Source organism: Streptomyces sp. x-80 (genome assembly GCF_046549095.1).
Lineage (GTDB): Bacteria > Actinomycetota > Actinomycetes > Streptomycetales > Streptomycetaceae > Streptomyces > Streptomyces celluloflavus.
Genome location: NZ_JAJPWM010000032.1, coordinates 24,045 through 38,227, shown reverse-complemented (window position 1 = coordinate 38,227; position 14,183 = coordinate 24,045). Strand labels below are relative to the sequence as shown.

The window sequence follows — 14,183 nt, the reverse complement described above, 5'->3', positions numbered from 1 at the left end:
GGGCGCGCCGCTGCTCGGCGTGCGGGGTGGTGACGTGATGATGACGCGTTCGCGGCTGTCGCCGCTCCGCGGTGCCAGCCGGCCGGTTCGCGAGTGCCCTGAGGGCCTGCCGCTCACTCGGTACGGCCGAAATTAGGCAGAAGAGGTGAAGCCGCCGATGGAGGAGAGTGAACGCAGAGTGAACCTCGGCCGTCAGGTGGGTGCGCTGCGGGAAGTGGGCGGCAGTCAGCGGGAAACGGCCCGTCACCCTGTCGAATTACCAGCCGGTATGGCAGCATCCGCGCGAGATGGACCACGCGAATCGGTGCGGAACGACCGGAGGTGACTGGTGGGGAGCCAGGGGACACGGCAGGGCGTTCGGGACACAGGGGCCGTACGAGGTGCGCTCGGTGCGCCGGACATACGGAGAGTCCGGGGGCGGGTCGGCGGCCACGGGACGCGGGGCCGGGTGCTGGCGTGCACGGCCGTCGTGCTGTGCGCGATGGGGCTGCTCGGCGGGACGGCGACGGCCGCGTACGCGGATCCGGGACCGGGGAGCGGAGCGGGCCGGGACGCCGGCGGTGACGCCAAGAGCGGTGGCGGCGCGCCGGGCGGTGGTCCGGCGGCCGCGGAGGACAAGCGCCTGGAAGACGTCCGCAAGGAGATCGAGGACCTCTACCGCAAGGCGGAGCAGGCCACCGACGCCTTCAACGGGGCCAGGGAGCAGGTCGAGCTCCAGCAGAAAGAGATCGTCAAGCTGGCGCGGAACATCGATTCGACACAGCAGAAGCTGGCCGTCCTCAAGCGCCGGGCGGGCGCGCTGGCCAGTGCCCAGTACCGCGACGGCGGCCTTCCCCCCGAGGCCCGGCTGATGCTGGGCGACGATCCCGAGGGCTTTCTCGACGATGCCACGCTGGTCCGTAAAGGACAGCAGGCGGTCAAGGGTGTGATCAGCCAACTCGCTCGGACGAAGGGCGATTTGGAGGGCTATTCGAAGGCCGCCACGGAACGCTGGAAGGTGCTGGAGGCGAACCGCAAGAAGAAGGAGAGCGCGCAGCAGGACATCAAGAAAAAGATCGATGCGGCGAAAGATCTGGAATCCCGGCTGGCCGCCAAGGAGAAAGACCGGCTGAAGAAGCTGGAGGAGGATCAGGCATTCCTGAAGCAGCAGAAATGGCTCGACTCCGGAGCGCTGAAAGAGATCAGCGGCAAAGCGTCCGAACAGGGCAAGAAAGCGATCTCGTTCGCCACGTCACAGATCGGCAAGAACTATGTGTGGGGCGCGGCCGGGCCGGACACCTTCGACTGCTCGGGGCTGACCCTGCGGGCCTGGCAGGCCGGCGGCGAGACGATCCCGCGGACCTCGCAGGAGCAGTGGCACCAGCTGCCCAGGGTTGCCCTCAAGGACATGCGGCCCGGTGACCTGATCATCTATTTCGCGGACGCCAGCCACGTCGGGATGTACCTCGGCGACGGCGCGATCGTGCACGCCCCGCGGCCCGGCCGGCAGGTCACGATCACCGGGGCCGGCTCGATGCCGATCCTGGGCATCGTACGGCCCGATAAGTAGTTGAATTGATCGTTAAATGACCGGATTGATCGTTATCAGAGGGTTGCCCGGCTGCGGCTGAATGTGGTCGGGCAGGGTGATTTTCGTCATTCCCTTTTCCGCCTTCCCGGGCCCTGTCCAGGCCATTTCCCTTATGGGGTACGGCATATGACGATGGTCGATTGCCATCGGTCATTCCCTCGCCCTCGGCACTGACGCTATGGTCGCCTTTCAGTGCCCGGTGGCGCCTCGCTCCTGTGACGACGAGCGGCGTGGAACCGGGCACGGTGGCGCGCCGTCGGCGCACCACCGCACCCTCTGGGGAGGGAAGGAAGCAGAGGAATGCCCGTACCCGTGCCGGACCGGCGGACGGTCGTACTGCCGCACCAGGCAGGACCGGTGGACGACGACGGCTGCGCGGACGCGGCGTGGGCCCCGGCCGGACCGGCGAAGGCGGCCGCGCGCCCGGCGGGTGCACCGGCGGCGGACCCGGCGGCCGGGCGGGAACAGGCGGACGGAACGGACGGGGCGGCGGCCGCTCACCCGGCCGCCGGCGACGCCACCCCCGACACCCCCGACACCCCTGGGGACCGGCCCGGCCACGGCGCGTTCCCGCAGGACCTGACCCTGCTCCTCATCGGCGCGGACCCCAACAGCCCCGTCCCCGAACTGTGGGACGGTGCGGACCACAAGGTCCGGCTGCGGACCGCCCGGAACCTCACCGAGGCCGAGCGGCTGCTCACCGACGATGTGCACTGCATCCTGCTCGACCTGGCCCCGCCGGAGCGCGACAGCCGGGACATCCGGGAGGCGCGGGCGGAGCGCGAGAGCCGGACGGCGCGGGCGGCGAGCGACGAGCGGGGCCCCGGCGACGCGTGCGATCCCGGCGACGTACGCGGCCGCGGGGACGCCCGCGGTCCCGGGGAGGGATGCGGCCCCGGCGACGAGCTGGACGCACTGCGCGAGGTGCTGCGGATGGCGCCCGCGCACGCCGTCCTCGTGCTGACCTCCCAGACGGACGCCGAGCGGGCCGCCGCCGCCGTCCGCGTCGGCGCCCAGGACTACCTCTTCCGCGACGAACTGGACGGCGCCGTGCTGAGCCGCGCGGTGCGCTACGCGGTCGAGCGCAAGCGCGCCGACCGCGCGCAACGCCAGCTCACCGAGTCCCGGATGCTGGCTCAGGAGAACGCGCGCCTGGAGCGCGGTCTGCTGCCCACACCCCTGCTCGAAGGCTCCGGTCTGCGGTTCGCGGCCCGCTACCGCCCCGGCCGCAGCCGCGCGCTGCTCGGCGGCGACTTCTACGACACCGTCCGCACCCCGGACGGCACCGTCCACGCGATGATCGGCGACGTCTGCGGCCACGGCCCGGACGAGGCCGCGCTCGGCGTCGAACTGCGTATCGCCTGGCGGGCGCTGACCTTCGCCGGGCTGTGCGGTGACGAACTGCTCGCCACGCTCCAGAAGGTGCTGGAGCACGAGCGCGCCGACGACGAGATCTTCGCGACGCTGTGCACCGTCGACATCTCCCCGGACGGCCGGCACGCCGGCCTGTGCCTGGCCGGCCACCCCGCACCCCTGCTGGCCCGCGCCGGACGGCCGCCGCAGCTGCTGCCCTACGAGTCCGGCGGCCCGGCGCTCGGGCTGCTGCCGCACGCCCGCTGGCCGCGCCGGCGGATCGAGCTGGGCGGCGCCTGGAGCCTGATGATGTACACGGACGGTCTGATCGAGGGCCGGACGGGGGAGGGCAACCAGCGCCTCGGCCAGGAGGGGATGACCGACCTCGTGAGCCGTCAGATGGCGTCCGGTCTCCGGGGCGAGGAGTTGCTCGACGCGGCGGTCACGGAGGTCCGCGCCCTCAATGGCGAGGAACTGACCGACGATGTGGCGGTCCTGCTGCTGGACCGGCGGGAGAAGGGCCGCACGGAGTAGTGCGCGGTGCGCAGCGGGGGCGGCCGGCCGGGGCGGCGCCGGGCCGAACGGCCCCTGCCCCGCCCGGGAGCGGCGGGGCCGTACGGTCTGTGCTCACCGACCGCCGTTGTAGGGGCCGTAGGGCCCGTCCGAGCTGGAGCCGCCGCGCCGCGGGCCGCCGCCGGCGACCTGCTTGATCGCCGGGCGTACGTCGACGGTGTAGACGATCACGGCGATGACGCCCATGATCGGCAGGAACGACATCAGGGGGAGCAGGAAGAGCAGCGCGGTGGCGATCACGAGGAAAATCAGCCACATGCCCTTGGACTGCTTGTCCGCGGCGCGATAGGCGTCCTCACGGCGCACGGCCGCGTCGATCAGCATCACGGCCGCGTAGACGCCCAGAACGAGCTGGAGCCAGTCCAGGACGTTCTGGAACCCGTAGATCAACACGCTGCCCACCGTCCGTTCATCCGGTTCGTCTCGGCCTTACGCGGCCCCACCGTACCCGGAGAACGGGCCGGACACGTGAAGTGTGCCCGGCCCGCCCCATGGATCCGGTGCACGCCGCCGTGGCGCGCGCCCGCTCCGCTACCCGTCCGCCCCGCCACCCGCCCGCCCGGCGGGCGGCGAACGGTGAGCGAGCTCACTCCGCGGTCGGCGGGGTGGGCTTCTTCGCCGCCGGCTTGCGCGGCACGGGCTTCTTCACGGCGGCCGGCTTGGCGTTGGCCCCGTTGCCGGCCGCGGGCGTGACCACCGGCTCCGGCTCGATGACGACCGCGAGCTCCTCGACCTGGTCGGCGGCCTCGCCACGCCAGGACTGCACGGCGCCGCGACCGCGCTCGGCCAGCTCGTCATACGTCTCGCGCGCCTTGACGGCGTACTCGGCGGCCCGGCCCACGCCCTGCAACGCGAGGTCCTGCGCCTGCTCGCGGATCTTCTTCAGATCGGTGTCGAGCGAGCCCAGCAGCTCGGTCAGCTTGTCCTGGGCGTCCTTCGCCTGCTTGGTGAACCGGTCCTGAACGTCCTTCGGGTCGGCGCCGCGGACGGCCTCGAAGCGCTTGGGCGCCTCGACCCGGATCTTCTCGACCAGCGCCGGCACCTCGCCGAGCTTCTCGGCCGCCAGGTCGGCGGTGCCGGCCAGGGCGTACAGCGGGGTCGCGTCGGTCAGCGTCTTACGAAGGTCATCGGTGATGGCCATGACGTGGTTCCTCCTGGAATCGAAATCGGTCGCTCAGGTGGTGTACGGGCCGCCCTCGGCCGCCGCCTCACGGGAGTCCGCGCCGCCCGCACCCTCATTGCCCGCCGGCGGCACCGCCCTTGGCACCCTCGCCGCCGCCGTTGTCTTCGGCACTGTGAGCGCTGTCGGTACCTTCAGCGCCTTCGGTGCTTCTGCCGGTCCTGGTGCCCCTACTCTCGCTCCCGAGCCCGTTCTCCTTGCGGAATGACTCGTAGATCTGGAGCAGGGCCTGCTTCTGCTTCTCGGTCAGGGACGGGTCGGTCAGGATCGCGCTCTGTACCTCGACCCCGTCCAGCCCCCGCCGCTCGTCGAGGATCCCGGCCTGGACGTACAGGGTCTCCGCGGATATCCGCAGCGCCTTGGCCAGCTGCTGGAGGATGTCCGCACTCGGCTTGCGCAGACCGCGCTCGATCTGGCTGAGGTACGGGTTGGACACCCCGGCGGCATCCGCGAGCTGCCGCAGACTCAGCTGCGCCGTGCGCCGCTGCTCCCGCAGGAACTCGCCGAGATTGCCGACGTTGAGTGAGGCCATGCCCCGATGGTGCGCCATGATTGCTAACTATTGCAAGCAGGTGCTAGCAAAAGTGGTGGGGGACACGTGGGCGGGGGTCTTCGGGACTGACCCGTCTCTGCGAAGTTGAGGCAGTCCCGGTCTTCGTTAGGCATCCGGTGGCACGTCTCGCTCAGTCTCGGGCATTTGCTGCTGTGTCTCGCTCAACATGAGGCACCCCAGGTCAGCGCGTTAGCCCGCCTCACCTTCAGCGAGACCGGACAGGGACGTCTCCGGTCGGTGCGGTTCGAGTCGGTACGGTCCCAGCGCCGGGTCCCGGCTTTCCGAGGGCAGGGCAACTGGTGCGGTGGGTACTGGTCGGCGCAGATCAGGGCTGCTGGCCTTCGCCAGATCTATCTGGAACGGACAGTGGAGCAGGAGCAGGAGCAGGAGCAGGAGCAGGAGCCGGAACCGCGCGCCCGCTGGTGTGCGGAGGGGCCGGTGCCGTCGGCGGCTGAGGTGGTGGTGCCCGTGTTGCGTACGATGCGGGCGTGATCGCCTTTGCCCCTGCGGCCTTGTTTCTCGTTCTTTTCGGCTTCGGCGTTCTGCGGGACCGCCGGCGCTTCAGCAACGCCGTCTATCTGGGGCTCGCCGTCATCTGCCTGATGTTCGCCCTGCTGCCGGTGCTCGCCAGTGCCGGCGACAGCGGTCATCCGGTCCTGGCGCTGCTGGTGGTCGCGGTCCTCCTGGCCGTCCCCTTCCTCGGCGCTCTCGTCCTGCCGGTGTTCCTCCTGGCCAACGGCGTGAAGATGATCCGCAAGGAGGGGCGGCGCCCGGCGAACCTGCTTTCCTTTCTCGCCGGTCTCGGCATCTTCGGCCTCATGGGACTGCTGGTCACGGCCGCCGTCACGCACTCCCGCGGGCTGGCGGTCGTCGCCGGCACCCTTCTGCTGATCGTCGGCTATGTGTCGTTCCTCTTCTTCTGCTTCGTCGGGTACGCCTTCCTGTACGGCCGGATGCAGCCGCGCCGCGACATCGACTTCGTGGTGGTGCTCGGCTCCGGTCTGATCGGCGGCACAAAGGTTCCGCCGCTGCTCGCCAGCCGCCTCGAACGCGCGCGCAAGGTGCATGAGGCGCAGGCGGCGCGCGGCAACCCGCCGGTGCTCATCACCTCCGGCGGCCAGGGCCCGGACGAGCGGCTCCCCGAGTCCCATGCCATGGCCGACTACCTCACCGGGCGCGGTTTCCCCGCCGAGCACATAACGCGCGAGGACAAGTCCCGCACCACCGAGGAGAATCTGGAGTACAGCAAGGCGATCATGTCGGCGGCCGGGCCGGACTACTCATGCGTGATCGTCACCAACAACTTCCATGCCTTCCGGGCCGCCCTGATGGCCCGGAAGACCGGTGTCAACGGCCAGGTGGTGGGCTCGCCGACGGCCGCGTACTTCTGGCCGAGCGCGACCATCCGCGAATTCGTCGCGGTCTTCCTCCAGCACAAGCCCGTCAACTTCACCGTCTGCGGTCTGCTCGCCCTCTGCGGTCTGCTCGCCTGGTGGCTCGGCTGACCGCCGCCCGCGTCGCTCCCGCGGCCGTACGGACTTCATCACCGCCCGCCGCCTGACGGTCGCCGTACCGCGCTGCCGCCGTACCGCCGTACGCGCTGCCGCCCTGCTCCCCTGCCACGCTGCCGGGCCTCGTCCGGTGGGACCGCTCGGGCGTTGTCCGCGCCGGTAGCCGGTAGCCGGTAGCCGGTAGCCGGTAGCCGGTAGCCGGTAGCCGGTAGCCGGTAGCCGGTAGCCGGTAGCGTCCGGGCATGCCTTTTCCCGATGAGCGGCGGCCGGTCGCCGTGGTGGCGTACCAGGCGGCGTGGGCCGAGGAGTTCGAGCGGCTGGCCGGGCGGCTGCGGGCCGCGCTGGGGGATCTCGCGGTGGCGGTCGACCATGTGGGATCGACGTCGGTTCCCGGGCTGCCGGCGAAGGACTGCGTCGATGTGCAGGTCCGGATGCGGTCGGTCGATGCGGCCCGGGACGTTCCGCTGCTCGCCGCGATCGGCTTCCGCTGCCGGCCCGAGCCGTGGAACCGTACGGAGATCACCGCCGGACGGCGCTGCGCCAAGCTCGTCTTCGCGCCACCGGCCGGGGAGCGCCCCTGCAATGTGCACCTACGGGAGAGCGGTGGGCCCAACTCCCGTTACGCGCTGCTCTTCCGCGACTATCTGCGGGCCGACGCGGACGCGCGGCGGGCGTGGGGCGCGTTCAAGCGGCGCCTGTCGATCAGCGTGCCCGACCTGCTGGACTACGGGCAGATCAAGGCCCCCGCCACGGATGTCCTGATGGGCGCGGCGGAGCGGTGGGCCGCCGAGACGGGGTGGGTGATGCCGTGAGGCGGCGCCGCGCCGCGCGGTGTGGTCGCTCCGGTGCGATGCGGTGTGGTGCGGCCCGCCGATGCGCAGTTGTGGCGATGGAAGGTACTTGTCAATTTGGAAAGTACTTGGCATTGTTGAACCATCGTCATCTGACAGGGGAGGCAGGCATGTCCGAGTACGCGGCGAAGGATGCGTCGGACGCACTGGCCCGTGCGCGGGAACTGGGCTCCAGCGTGCGCGGTGGCGGGCGGTGGTATGTCCGCTATCAAGTGATCTTCGGTTGCGCGGCCGCCATCTGCGTGCTCGCCATCGGGCTGCTGCGCCATCCGTACGGCGTGGCGCTCGGCGTCGGGTTCTGGGTCGTGGTGATCGCGGGGCTGTCGGTCTATTCGGCCAGGCAGCGCGTCGTCGGCCGCGGGTTCGCGCTGCGGCACGGCGGTCTGATCGCCACCTGGGGGCTGCTGTACGGCGGGGTACTGACCGGCGGCGTGATCTGGTTCCCGGGCGTCGTGGCCTGGTGGGTGCCGGGCGCGGTGGCCGTGGCGCTGCCCGGTCTGGTCGGCGGCTTCCTGGCGGCCCGGCGGTGACGCGTCCGGGGCCCGGCACCCATCCGCGCCACGGGCTCGACGAGGTGATTCACGCGCCGGTCCGGTTCTCGGTCATGGCGACCCTGGCGGCCGCCGACAAGGCCGAGTTCGCCTTCGTCCGGGACACCGTCGAGGTGAGCGATTCGGTGCTGTCGCGGCAGGTGGCCACCCTGGAGAAGGCCGGCTATGTCGCGGTCACCAAGGGGTACGTGGGCAAACGCCCGCGTACCTGGCTCGCACTCACCGCGGACGGCCGCGCCGCCTTCGCCGCCCACTGCGACGCCTTGCGGGCGATCGCGGGAGGCGATGTCGCGGACGCGTAGGGGCGGATGGCGGCGGATCTCTTCACCGTGCCTCCGGTCGGGTGGGCGTTGGGGCGCCGATCCCGGCACCCGGCACCCGGCGGCTGGCGGCTGGCGGCCGGCGTACCCGGGCGTACCTGGAGGAGAACCCCGGCGCCCGCGCCGTACGGCCGAACCGCCGAGGGCCCGTGCGCCGGTGACCGGATCGCGTACTACGCCGGGGACATGACCTCGTAGAGGTTGTGGGCGTCGTCGGTGAAGTACAGGCCGCGGGCGCACAGCGGGTGGTCGGTACGGCCGTTGTCCGGCCGGGCGGGGTCGTCGCCGTACGGGACGCCGGCCGCCCGGAGGCGGGTGCGGATCGCGTCGAACGTCCCGGGGTCGACGTCGAAGGCCAGGTGATGGCCCACGGCAGGCCCGTCGGCCGGTACGTCGACCGTCATGAAGTCGAGGGTGAGCGTTTCGTTCACGCGGACGGGGGCGAAGTGCCCGTCGCGGCCGTCCGGCGGGAGTTCCGGCAGTCCCATCACCGAGGCGAAGAACTGGGCGGCGGCGCGGTGGTCGGTGGCGGGGACGATGGTGTGGTTGAGGGTGATGGTCATCGTGTGCTCCCGGGGTGGGCGGGGCCGCCGCGGCGATGTCCCGTCCCGTCTCCGGAGGGGCGACGGGGAAGCGGGCGAACGCCGGTCGGCGGGAACGGTGGCCTCCTAGGATCGGCGGATGACGACGGAACAGGAAGTGTTTCTGCGGACGTTCCACGCCTCGCATCCGGCGGTGACCGCGCGGGCGATGTCCCGCGGCCGGGCGGCGGACGGCCGGTCCAGCTACGCGATCCTGCGGGACCGGATGGCCGGCCGCGACCGGGTGCTGGATCTCGCCTGCGGCGACGGGCTGTTGCTGGAGCTGCTGGCCGAGGCGGGAGAGGAGCGGGGGAGCGGCGGGAGCGAACGGGGGCGCGACGGTCGCGGGCGGGCGCTTGCCGGACTGGATCTCTCTGCCGAGGAGTTGGTTCTGGCGCGCCGCCGTCCGGGCGTCGGGCGAGCCGATCTGCGCGTCGGACGGGCGCAGCAACTCCCCTTCGCGGATGGACAGTTCGACGGCTGTGTGTCTCATATGGCGCTGATGCTGATGAGCGACGCCGAGCAGGTGGCGGCGGAACTGGCGCGGGTGCTGGAGCCGGGCGGCGTACTGGCCGCGGTCCTGGGCGGCGGGCCCGGTGGCGACGAGGCATACGAGAGGTTTCTGCGGCTGGCGCGGCCGCTGTTCGACGCGGCGCCGGCGGCGAAGCGGATTCCGCTCCTGGGGGACCGGCGACTCCGTAGCCGCGAAGGGTTCGACGAGGTCTTCGGGCCCGCCGGGTTCGGCCCGGCGGAGTGGGAGACCGTGGTGATCGATCTGACCGGTTCGCCGGAACAGGTGTGGGAGACGGTGAGCGGCATCTACGATCTCGGCCTGTTCGGCGCCGGGGCCACGGCCGAGCTCCGGGCCCGGTTCGAGGCGGAGTCGGCGGCGACGGCGCTGCCGGACGGCCGGATTCCGTGCGCGATGCGGGTGCATGTCGCGACGGTGCGCCGGGGATGAGACGGCGGCGATCGGCGTGCGGGCTCGCCCTGCGCGCCGGTCGCCGCGCGCGGACACGGTGTCGTGAACGCGGTGTCGCGGACGGCGGGGTGGCGGACCGGGTGCGGGGAGGGGCGGACCTCAAGCGGGGTGACGCTGCGGGTAGGTGGCCTCCAGGTGTGCCATATGGGCGCGGCCCCAGGCGCCGAGCGGCGACAGGGCTTCGTTGAGCGAAGCGCCGAGGTCGGTGAGGGAGTACTCGACCTTCGGCGGGATCTGCGCGTAGACCTCGCGGTGCACGATGGCGTCCGCCTCCAGTTCGCGCAGCTGCTGGCTGAGCACCTTCTCGCTGATCTTCGGCAGTTCCCGCTTCAGCTCGCCGAACCGTCGCGGCTGCTCGGCCAGCGCCCACAGCAGCAGGACCTTCCACTTCCCGCCGATGACGTCCACGGCCGCGTCCACACCGCAGGTGTACGGACCGTTGCGTGCACCCATGAGATGTGTCCCCTGTCTGTCGTTCGTCTGCCGTCGCGCTGTCGTCGTGCTGCCGTCGCGTCGTCGCGCGATGTCGTTCGGTCCGGCGGTCCACGATGGGCGCCGGCTGTGCCGGTGGCCGCGATACGGGACAACGGTGGTCGCCCGTCCGATGTTCCCCGGGGCCCGGGGCCCGGGGCCGGGGTGCCGTCAGGTGCGGACCGTCCAGATCCGGCCCAGTGGCGTCAGCCCGAGGGTGCGCGCGACCGACCGGGAGGCGTGATTGGCGGCCGTGGTGCTGTAGAGGAGCACCTCCTTGTTGCGGCGTTCGCGCCGCGACCAGGCCGCTACGACGGCGGGGGCGAGGCGGCGACCGCGGAAGTCGGCCCGGGTCCAGATGCCCGCCTCCGCCGCGGTGTCGTTCGATGCCGGGGAGTGGCAGATGGAGACCGGCGAGTTGTCGTGCACGGCCATCGCCCACTCGCCCGTCTCCCCGTGGATCAGCTCGGCCCACTCCGGGCTGCCAGTTGTCGGGACGGTTCAGGCGCTGTGCCGCGTACCGCCCTTCGGTGTCCGCGACGAGGAGGGGCAGCGGGGCCGGGGCGTGGACGGCGAGCCGCTCCGGGAGGACGAAACAGGGGCCGCCCGCCACCGATGCCGTCCGGTCGTCAAGGGCCGCGGCCAGAGCGGCGAGTGCGCGTGGCGGCTCGCCCGGTGCGTACTCCTGCTCGCGGTCGGCGAGGACAGCGGGAGCGTCGACGTCCGGCGCCAGGGCCAGTGCCGTGCGCGGGGCGACCAGGCCCGTACCGCCCGCACCGTCCTGTCCCGCACGGTCGCCGTACGGTCGCCCGAGGCCGGGGTGGGTCCGTGGATCGCGTCGACTTCCAGGGCCAGCAGCCGTCCTTCGTCCCAGGTCATGGCGGGAGGCCAGCGCCGTGGCCGGAGGGGCATCCCCTTTGCCGCCCGCCGGCGGACGGCCACCGGCTGCCGGGGTCACAGTCCATGCGCGGCCATCCAGTCCGGGTCGGGGTCGATGGTCTGGAGCACCTCGATCAGGGCGCCCTCGGGGCTCCAGACGTTGAAGCGGCGCTGGCCCCAGGGCTCGTCGCGCAGGGGTTCCGCGATGGGGACGTCGGCCGCGCGCAGGGTGGCCTCCTCGGCCTCGGCGTCCGCCACGAGGAAGCCGAGCAGGACGCCGCCGGCCTCCTGGGCGCGGAAGTCCGCGGGCATGGAGGCGTGCCCGCGCTGGACGAAGTCCAGGGTGAAGTCCGGGTGTTGGGGGTGCTGGAGCGTGGTGTACCAGCCCAGGTCCGCGAGGGTGCGGAAGCCGAAGTGGTCGACGTAGAAGCGCGTGCTGGCGGCGACGTCGTCGGTGAGCAGGGCGGTGCCGATCTTGGCGAAGCGCATACGGGCTCTCTTTCCGTTCTCCGTTGCCGCGGGCTGCTGGGTGCGCCGCGATCCGGGCTAACCACTCCAGTTGTAGTACTCTTTCTGTAGTGGTTGCAAGTGGATTCGGGAAGATCCGGGAAGATTCGGGGATCGGCTTCGCGGGCCGGTTCCGGATCGGGCCGGTTCGGGCCGGTTCGGTTCGCGGAGTGACATTCGGTGTGGAAGGAGACGGGTCGGATGGCGCGTAACCCTGAGCGGCGTACGGCGTTGGTGGACGCCGCGATCGAGGTGCTGGCGCGGGACGGTGCGCGGGGGCTGACCTTCCGCGCCGTCGACGTGGCCGCCGGGGTGCCCAACGGCACCGCATCCAACTACTTCGCCGGCCGGGACGCGCTGCTGGCGCAGGTCACCGGCCAGATCCACCAGCGGATCGCGCCCGACCCGGCGGAGGTCGCCGAGGTCATGAAGGCCCCGCCGAGCCGGGCGCTGGTGGTCGAGCTGATGGGGTGGATCAACCGCCGGGTGGCGGCGCAGCGCACCGGCTATCTGGCGATGCTGGAGCTGCGCCTGGAGGCGACGCGGCGGCCCGAGCTCCAGGAGGAGCTGACCCGGGTCATTCGCGAGACGCTCGACGACGACCTCCGCTTCCATGAGGAGGGCGGGCTGCCGGGTGACCGCACCGCTGTGCTGCTGACCTATCTCGCGATGACCGGGCTGATGCTGGAGCAGCTGACGCTGCCAGGGGTGGTGCCGGCCGAGGAGACCGACGGGCTGATCGCCGCCCTGGTCGAGCGGACGATCGGGCCGCCGGAGGGGTAGGGGGTGGGGCGTCAGGCGCCGTAGGGGCGGGCCGCGCGGGCGTCGCGGAGGGCCAGCGCCCACCAGCCGAGCTGGTGGAGCAGGGCGTCGGCGGCCTGGTGCGCGGGGGCGGGGTCGTGCAGGCGGCCGTCGTCGTCGAAGAGGTTCCCGGCGAGTGCGAAGCTCACCGTTTCGCGCACCGTCATCGCGTGCAACTCGGCGAACACCAGGCGCAGTTGCTCGACGGCGCGCAGCCCGCCGGAGATCCCGCCGTACGAGACGAAGCCCACCGGCTTGGCCTGCCACTGCGCGCGCAGCAGGTCGATCGCGTGCTTGAGCGGGGCCGGGAACGAGTGGTTGTACTCCGGGGTGATCACGACGAACGCGTCCGCTGCCGCGACCCGCCCGGCGAAGGCGTCGTACTCCTCGCTGCCGTGGCGGAGTTCGTACGGACGGACGGTGTCCAGGTCGATGACATCGACGTCGATGCCCGGGTGGTTCGCGGTGTGCTGGGTGAACCAGTCCGTGATGACCGGCGCGAACCGGCCTTCCCGGGTGCTGCCGACGATCACTGCGAGGGTGTAGCGGTGCTCGGACATCGGGGGCCCTTCGTGGCGTGCGCGCGTGACCGCGTGCGCGGGTGACCGCGGACGCGCCGTGGTGAGCGCGCCGGTGGCTGAGCGCGGGGCGCGGGTGCGCGGCTGCGGGTGAGCGGCGGTGTTGCCGTCGATGCCGACGCTAAGACCTCAAGTTTTGTTGAGGTCAAGCGTCCGTCGTCCGCCGTATGCCAGGGGCCCTGCCGTCGGTCACTCGGCGCCGAACAGCGCCAGCAGCTCCGTCTTCTGGAACATCCGGGCGGTGTCGACCGCCGACGGCGTCCCGGCCGTCGGGTCCGCGCCGTGGGCGAGCAGGATCCGGATGACCTCGTCCTCGCCCTTGAAGACCGCACCGGCGAGCGGTGTCTGACCCCGGTCGTTGGCGCGGTCGGCGTCACCGCCGCGCCGCAGCAGCGCCTCCACGGTGGTGGCGTGGCCGTGGTAGGCGGCGAGCATCACCAGGGAGTCACCACTGTCGTTCGTCAGGTTGGCGGGTACGCCCGCGTCGACGTAGGCGGCGACGGTGTCGGTGTCGCCGTGCCGCGCCAGGTCGAACACCTTGGCCGCGAGCTGTAGCACCTCGGGGTCGTGTGCGTGCTCGATCGCCTCGGGCCCCTGCGGCTCGCTCTTCGCATCGCTCATGGTCGCCGGCCTCCTGCTGTGATGGGTGGTAAGTGGTGTGCCGTGGGTGGTGCACGGTGTCGTCGCCACCTTATGCAGGCCATGGCCGCGGGGGCACGGTGCGCGGCGAGGGATGGCCGGTGTCTGTCGGAGCGTGCCGGAACGCGGCGACCGGCGGGCCGCCGCTCGGCTCGGGCGGGGCGTTCGCGGGGTGGGTGGGACCGGAGGGGACGCACCGGGGTATCGCTCCCCCCAGCCGCCAGCCGGGGGTGCCCCCACGGGCGGTGCGCACCTGGGTACGTGCGCGGAGGTACCCAGGCAT

The 14,183-nt window shown here is 71.9% G+C and carries 19 protein-coding genes; 9 read left to right on the top strand and 10 right to left on the bottom strand.

Annotated elements, in window-relative coordinates; translation table 11 throughout:
* Window positions 1–451: 451 nt before the first annotated feature.
* Window positions 452–1,549: an NlpC/P60 family protein gene (locus ACLJWH_RS38600; protein WP_411146503.1), complete on the top strand. Its 1,098-nt coding sequence runs from the start codon at window positions 452–454 to the stop codon at window positions 1,547–1,549.
* Between the two features lie 12 nt (window positions 1,550–1,561).
* On the opposite strand, the gene ACLJWH_RS38595 is transcribed toward ACLJWH_RS38600, so the two are convergent.
* Window positions 1,562–1,717, bottom strand: a complete 156-nt coding sequence (locus ACLJWH_RS38595) for a hypothetical protein (protein WP_411146482.1) — start codon at window positions 1,715–1,717, stop codon at window positions 1,562–1,564.
* A gap of 153 nt (window positions 1,718–1,870) precedes the next feature.
* Here ACLJWH_RS38595 and ACLJWH_RS38590 point away from each other — a divergent pair, with 153 nt between their 5' ends.
* Window positions 1,871–3,457 carry a PP2C family protein-serine/threonine phosphatase gene (locus ACLJWH_RS38590; RefSeq protein WP_411146481.1) on the top strand — a complete coding sequence of 529 codons (1,587 nt, stop codon included), beginning with the start codon at window positions 1,871–1,873 and terminating at the stop codon, window positions 3,455–3,457.
* Window positions 3,458–3,550: 93 nt separating this feature from the next.
* Here ACLJWH_RS38590 and ACLJWH_RS38585 read toward each other — a convergent pair whose 3' ends face one another.
* The 3 genes from ACLJWH_RS38585 to ACLJWH_RS38575 form a co-directional block, all read right to left on the bottom strand.
* The gene (locus tag ACLJWH_RS38585; RefSeq protein WP_411146480.1) at window positions 3,551–3,889 is read right to left on the bottom strand and encodes a DUF2516 family protein; all 339 of its coding nucleotides are present in this window, start codon (window positions 3,887–3,889) and stop codon (window positions 3,551–3,553) included.
* Window positions 3,890–4,082: 193 nt separating this feature from the next.
* Window positions 4,083–4,637, bottom strand: a complete 555-nt coding sequence (locus tag ACLJWH_RS38580; protein ID WP_411146479.1) for a hypothetical protein — start codon at window positions 4,635–4,637, stop codon at window positions 4,083–4,085.
* Between the two features lie 94 nt (window positions 4,638–4,731).
* Window positions 4,732–5,208 (bottom strand): helix-turn-helix domain-containing protein, encoded by a 477-nt coding sequence (locus ACLJWH_RS38575; RefSeq protein ID WP_411146478.1) that lies wholly within the window; start codon window positions 5,206–5,208, stop codon window positions 4,732–4,734.
* Between the two features lie 387 nt (window positions 5,209–5,595).
* Here ACLJWH_RS38575 and ACLJWH_RS38570 point away from each other — a divergent pair, with 387 nt between their 5' ends.
* From ACLJWH_RS38570 to ACLJWH_RS38550, 5 genes are all read left to right on the top strand, one after another.
* Complete coding sequence (locus ACLJWH_RS38570; protein WP_411146477.1) at window positions 5,596–5,721, top strand: hypothetical protein; 126 nt, start codon at window positions 5,596–5,598, stop codon at window positions 5,719–5,721.
* Window positions 5,718–6,734: a YdcF family protein gene (locus ACLJWH_RS38565; protein WP_411146476.1), complete on the top strand. Its 1,017-nt coding sequence runs from the start codon at window positions 5,718–5,720 to the stop codon at window positions 6,732–6,734. The genes ACLJWH_RS38570 and ACLJWH_RS38565 overlap by 4 nt, the downstream gene beginning before the upstream one ends.
* Before the next feature lie 248 nt (window positions 6,735–6,982).
* The gene (locus ACLJWH_RS38560) at window positions 6,983–7,552 is read left to right on the top strand and encodes a GrpB family protein (protein WP_411146475.1); all 570 of its coding nucleotides are present in this window, start codon (window positions 6,983–6,985) and stop codon (window positions 7,550–7,552) included.
* A 149-nt stretch (window positions 7,553–7,701) separates the two neighbouring features.
* Window positions 7,702–8,121: a hypothetical protein gene (locus ACLJWH_RS38555; RefSeq protein ID WP_411146474.1), complete on the top strand. Its 420-nt coding sequence runs from the start codon at window positions 7,702–7,704 to the stop codon at window positions 8,119–8,121.
* Window positions 8,118–8,444, top strand: a complete 327-nt coding sequence (locus ACLJWH_RS38550) for a winged helix-turn-helix domain-containing protein (protein WP_411146473.1) — start codon at window positions 8,118–8,120, stop codon at window positions 8,442–8,444. Before ACLJWH_RS38555 ends, ACLJWH_RS38550 begins: the two co-directional genes overlap by 4 nt.
* A gap of 191 nt (window positions 8,445–8,635) precedes the next feature.
* Here the strand turns inward: ACLJWH_RS38550 and ACLJWH_RS38545 are convergent, their stop codons facing one another.
* Window positions 8,636–9,025: a VOC family protein gene (locus tag ACLJWH_RS38545; protein WP_411146472.1), complete on the bottom strand. Its 390-nt coding sequence runs from the start codon at window positions 9,023–9,025 to the stop codon at window positions 8,636–8,638.
* A 118-nt stretch (window positions 9,026–9,143) separates the two neighbouring features.
* Between ACLJWH_RS38545 and ACLJWH_RS38540 the strand changes: the two genes are divergently transcribed.
* On the top strand, window positions 9,144–10,004 hold the full coding sequence (locus ACLJWH_RS38540) for a class I SAM-dependent methyltransferase (RefSeq protein ID WP_411146471.1): 861 nt from the start codon (window positions 9,144–9,146) through the stop codon (window positions 10,002–10,004).
* Between the two features lie 120 nt (window positions 10,005–10,124).
* Here ACLJWH_RS38540 and ACLJWH_RS38535 read toward each other — a convergent pair whose 3' ends face one another.
* The 3 genes from ACLJWH_RS38535 to ACLJWH_RS38525 form a co-directional block, all read right to left on the bottom strand.
* Window positions 10,125–10,478 carry a winged helix-turn-helix transcriptional regulator gene (locus ACLJWH_RS38535; protein ID WP_411146470.1) on the bottom strand — a complete coding sequence of 118 codons (354 nt, stop codon included), beginning with the start codon at window positions 10,476–10,478 and terminating at the stop codon, window positions 10,125–10,127.
* 189 nt (window positions 10,479–10,667) lie between these two features.
* Complete coding sequence (locus ACLJWH_RS38530) at window positions 10,668–10,931, bottom strand: GNAT family N-acetyltransferase (RefSeq protein ID WP_411146469.1); 264 nt, start codon at window positions 10,929–10,931, stop codon at window positions 10,668–10,670.
* A gap of 519 nt (window positions 10,932–11,450) precedes the next feature.
* Window positions 11,451–11,864, bottom strand: a complete 414-nt coding sequence (locus tag ACLJWH_RS38525; RefSeq protein ID WP_411146468.1) for a VOC family protein — start codon at window positions 11,862–11,864, stop codon at window positions 11,451–11,453.
* Window positions 11,865–12,083: 219 nt separating this feature from the next.
* Between ACLJWH_RS38525 and ACLJWH_RS38520 the strand changes: the two genes are divergently transcribed.
* Window positions 12,084–12,665, top strand: a complete 582-nt coding sequence (locus tag ACLJWH_RS38520) for a TetR/AcrR family transcriptional regulator (RefSeq protein WP_411146467.1) — start codon at window positions 12,084–12,086, stop codon at window positions 12,663–12,665.
* Window positions 12,666–12,676: 11 nt separating this feature from the next.
* On the opposite strand, the gene ACLJWH_RS38515 is transcribed toward ACLJWH_RS38520, so the two are convergent.
* Complete coding sequence (locus ACLJWH_RS38515; RefSeq protein ID WP_411146466.1) at window positions 12,677–13,243, bottom strand: NADPH-dependent FMN reductase; 567 nt, start codon at window positions 13,241–13,243, stop codon at window positions 12,677–12,679.
* A gap of 207 nt (window positions 13,244–13,450) precedes the next feature.
* The gene (locus tag ACLJWH_RS38510; RefSeq protein WP_411146465.1) at window positions 13,451–13,882 is read right to left on the bottom strand and encodes an ankyrin repeat domain-containing protein; all 432 of its coding nucleotides are present in this window, start codon (window positions 13,880–13,882) and stop codon (window positions 13,451–13,453) included.
* Window positions 13,883–14,183: the final 301 nt, after the last annotated feature.

Coding starts and splice junctions, on each gene's coding strand:
- ACLJWH_RS38540 (WP_411146471.1), top strand. CDS start 9,144: ATGACGACGGAACAGGAAGTGTTTCTGCGGACGTTCCACGCCTCGCAT.
- ACLJWH_RS38545 (WP_411146472.1), bottom strand. CDS start 9,025: ATGACCATCACCCTCAACCACACCATCGTCCCCGCCACCGACCACCGC.
- ACLJWH_RS38560 (WP_411146475.1), top strand. CDS start 6,983: ATGCCTTTTCCCGATGAGCGGCGGCCGGTCGCCGTGGTGGCGTACCAG.
- ACLJWH_RS38515 (WP_411146466.1), bottom strand. CDS start 13,243: ATGTCCGAGCACCGCTACACCCTCGCAGTGATCGTCGGCAGCACCCGG.
- ACLJWH_RS38530 (WP_411146469.1), bottom strand. CDS start 10,931: ATGGCCGTGCACGACAACTCGCCGGTCTCCATCTGCCACTCCCCGGCA.
- ACLJWH_RS38590 (WP_411146481.1), top strand. CDS start 1,871: ATGCCCGTACCCGTGCCGGACCGGCGGACGGTCGTACTGCCGCACCAG.
- ACLJWH_RS38520 (WP_411146467.1), top strand. CDS start 12,084: ATGGCGCGTAACCCTGAGCGGCGTACGGCGTTGGTGGACGCCGCGATC.
- ACLJWH_RS38580 (WP_411146479.1), bottom strand. CDS start 4,637: ATGGCCATCACCGATGACCTTCGTAAGACGCTGACCGACGCGACCCCG.
- ACLJWH_RS38595 (WP_411146482.1), bottom strand. CDS start 1,717: ATGGCAATCGACCATCGTCATATGCCGTACCCCATAAGGGAAATGGCC.
- ACLJWH_RS38525 (WP_411146468.1), bottom strand. CDS start 11,864: ATGCGCTTCGCCAAGATCGGCACCGCCCTGCTCACCGACGACGTCGCC.
- ACLJWH_RS38535 (WP_411146470.1), bottom strand. CDS start 10,478: ATGGGTGCACGCAACGGTCCGTACACCTGCGGTGTGGACGCGGCCGTG.
- ACLJWH_RS38510 (WP_411146465.1), bottom strand. CDS start 13,882: ATGAGCGATGCGAAGAGCGAGCCGCAGGGGCCCGAGGCGATCGAGCAC.
- ACLJWH_RS38555 (WP_411146474.1), top strand. CDS start 7,702: ATGTCCGAGTACGCGGCGAAGGATGCGTCGGACGCACTGGCCCGTGCG.
- ACLJWH_RS38575 (WP_411146478.1), bottom strand. CDS start 5,208: ATGGCCTCACTCAACGTCGGCAATCTCGGCGAGTTCCTGCGGGAGCAG.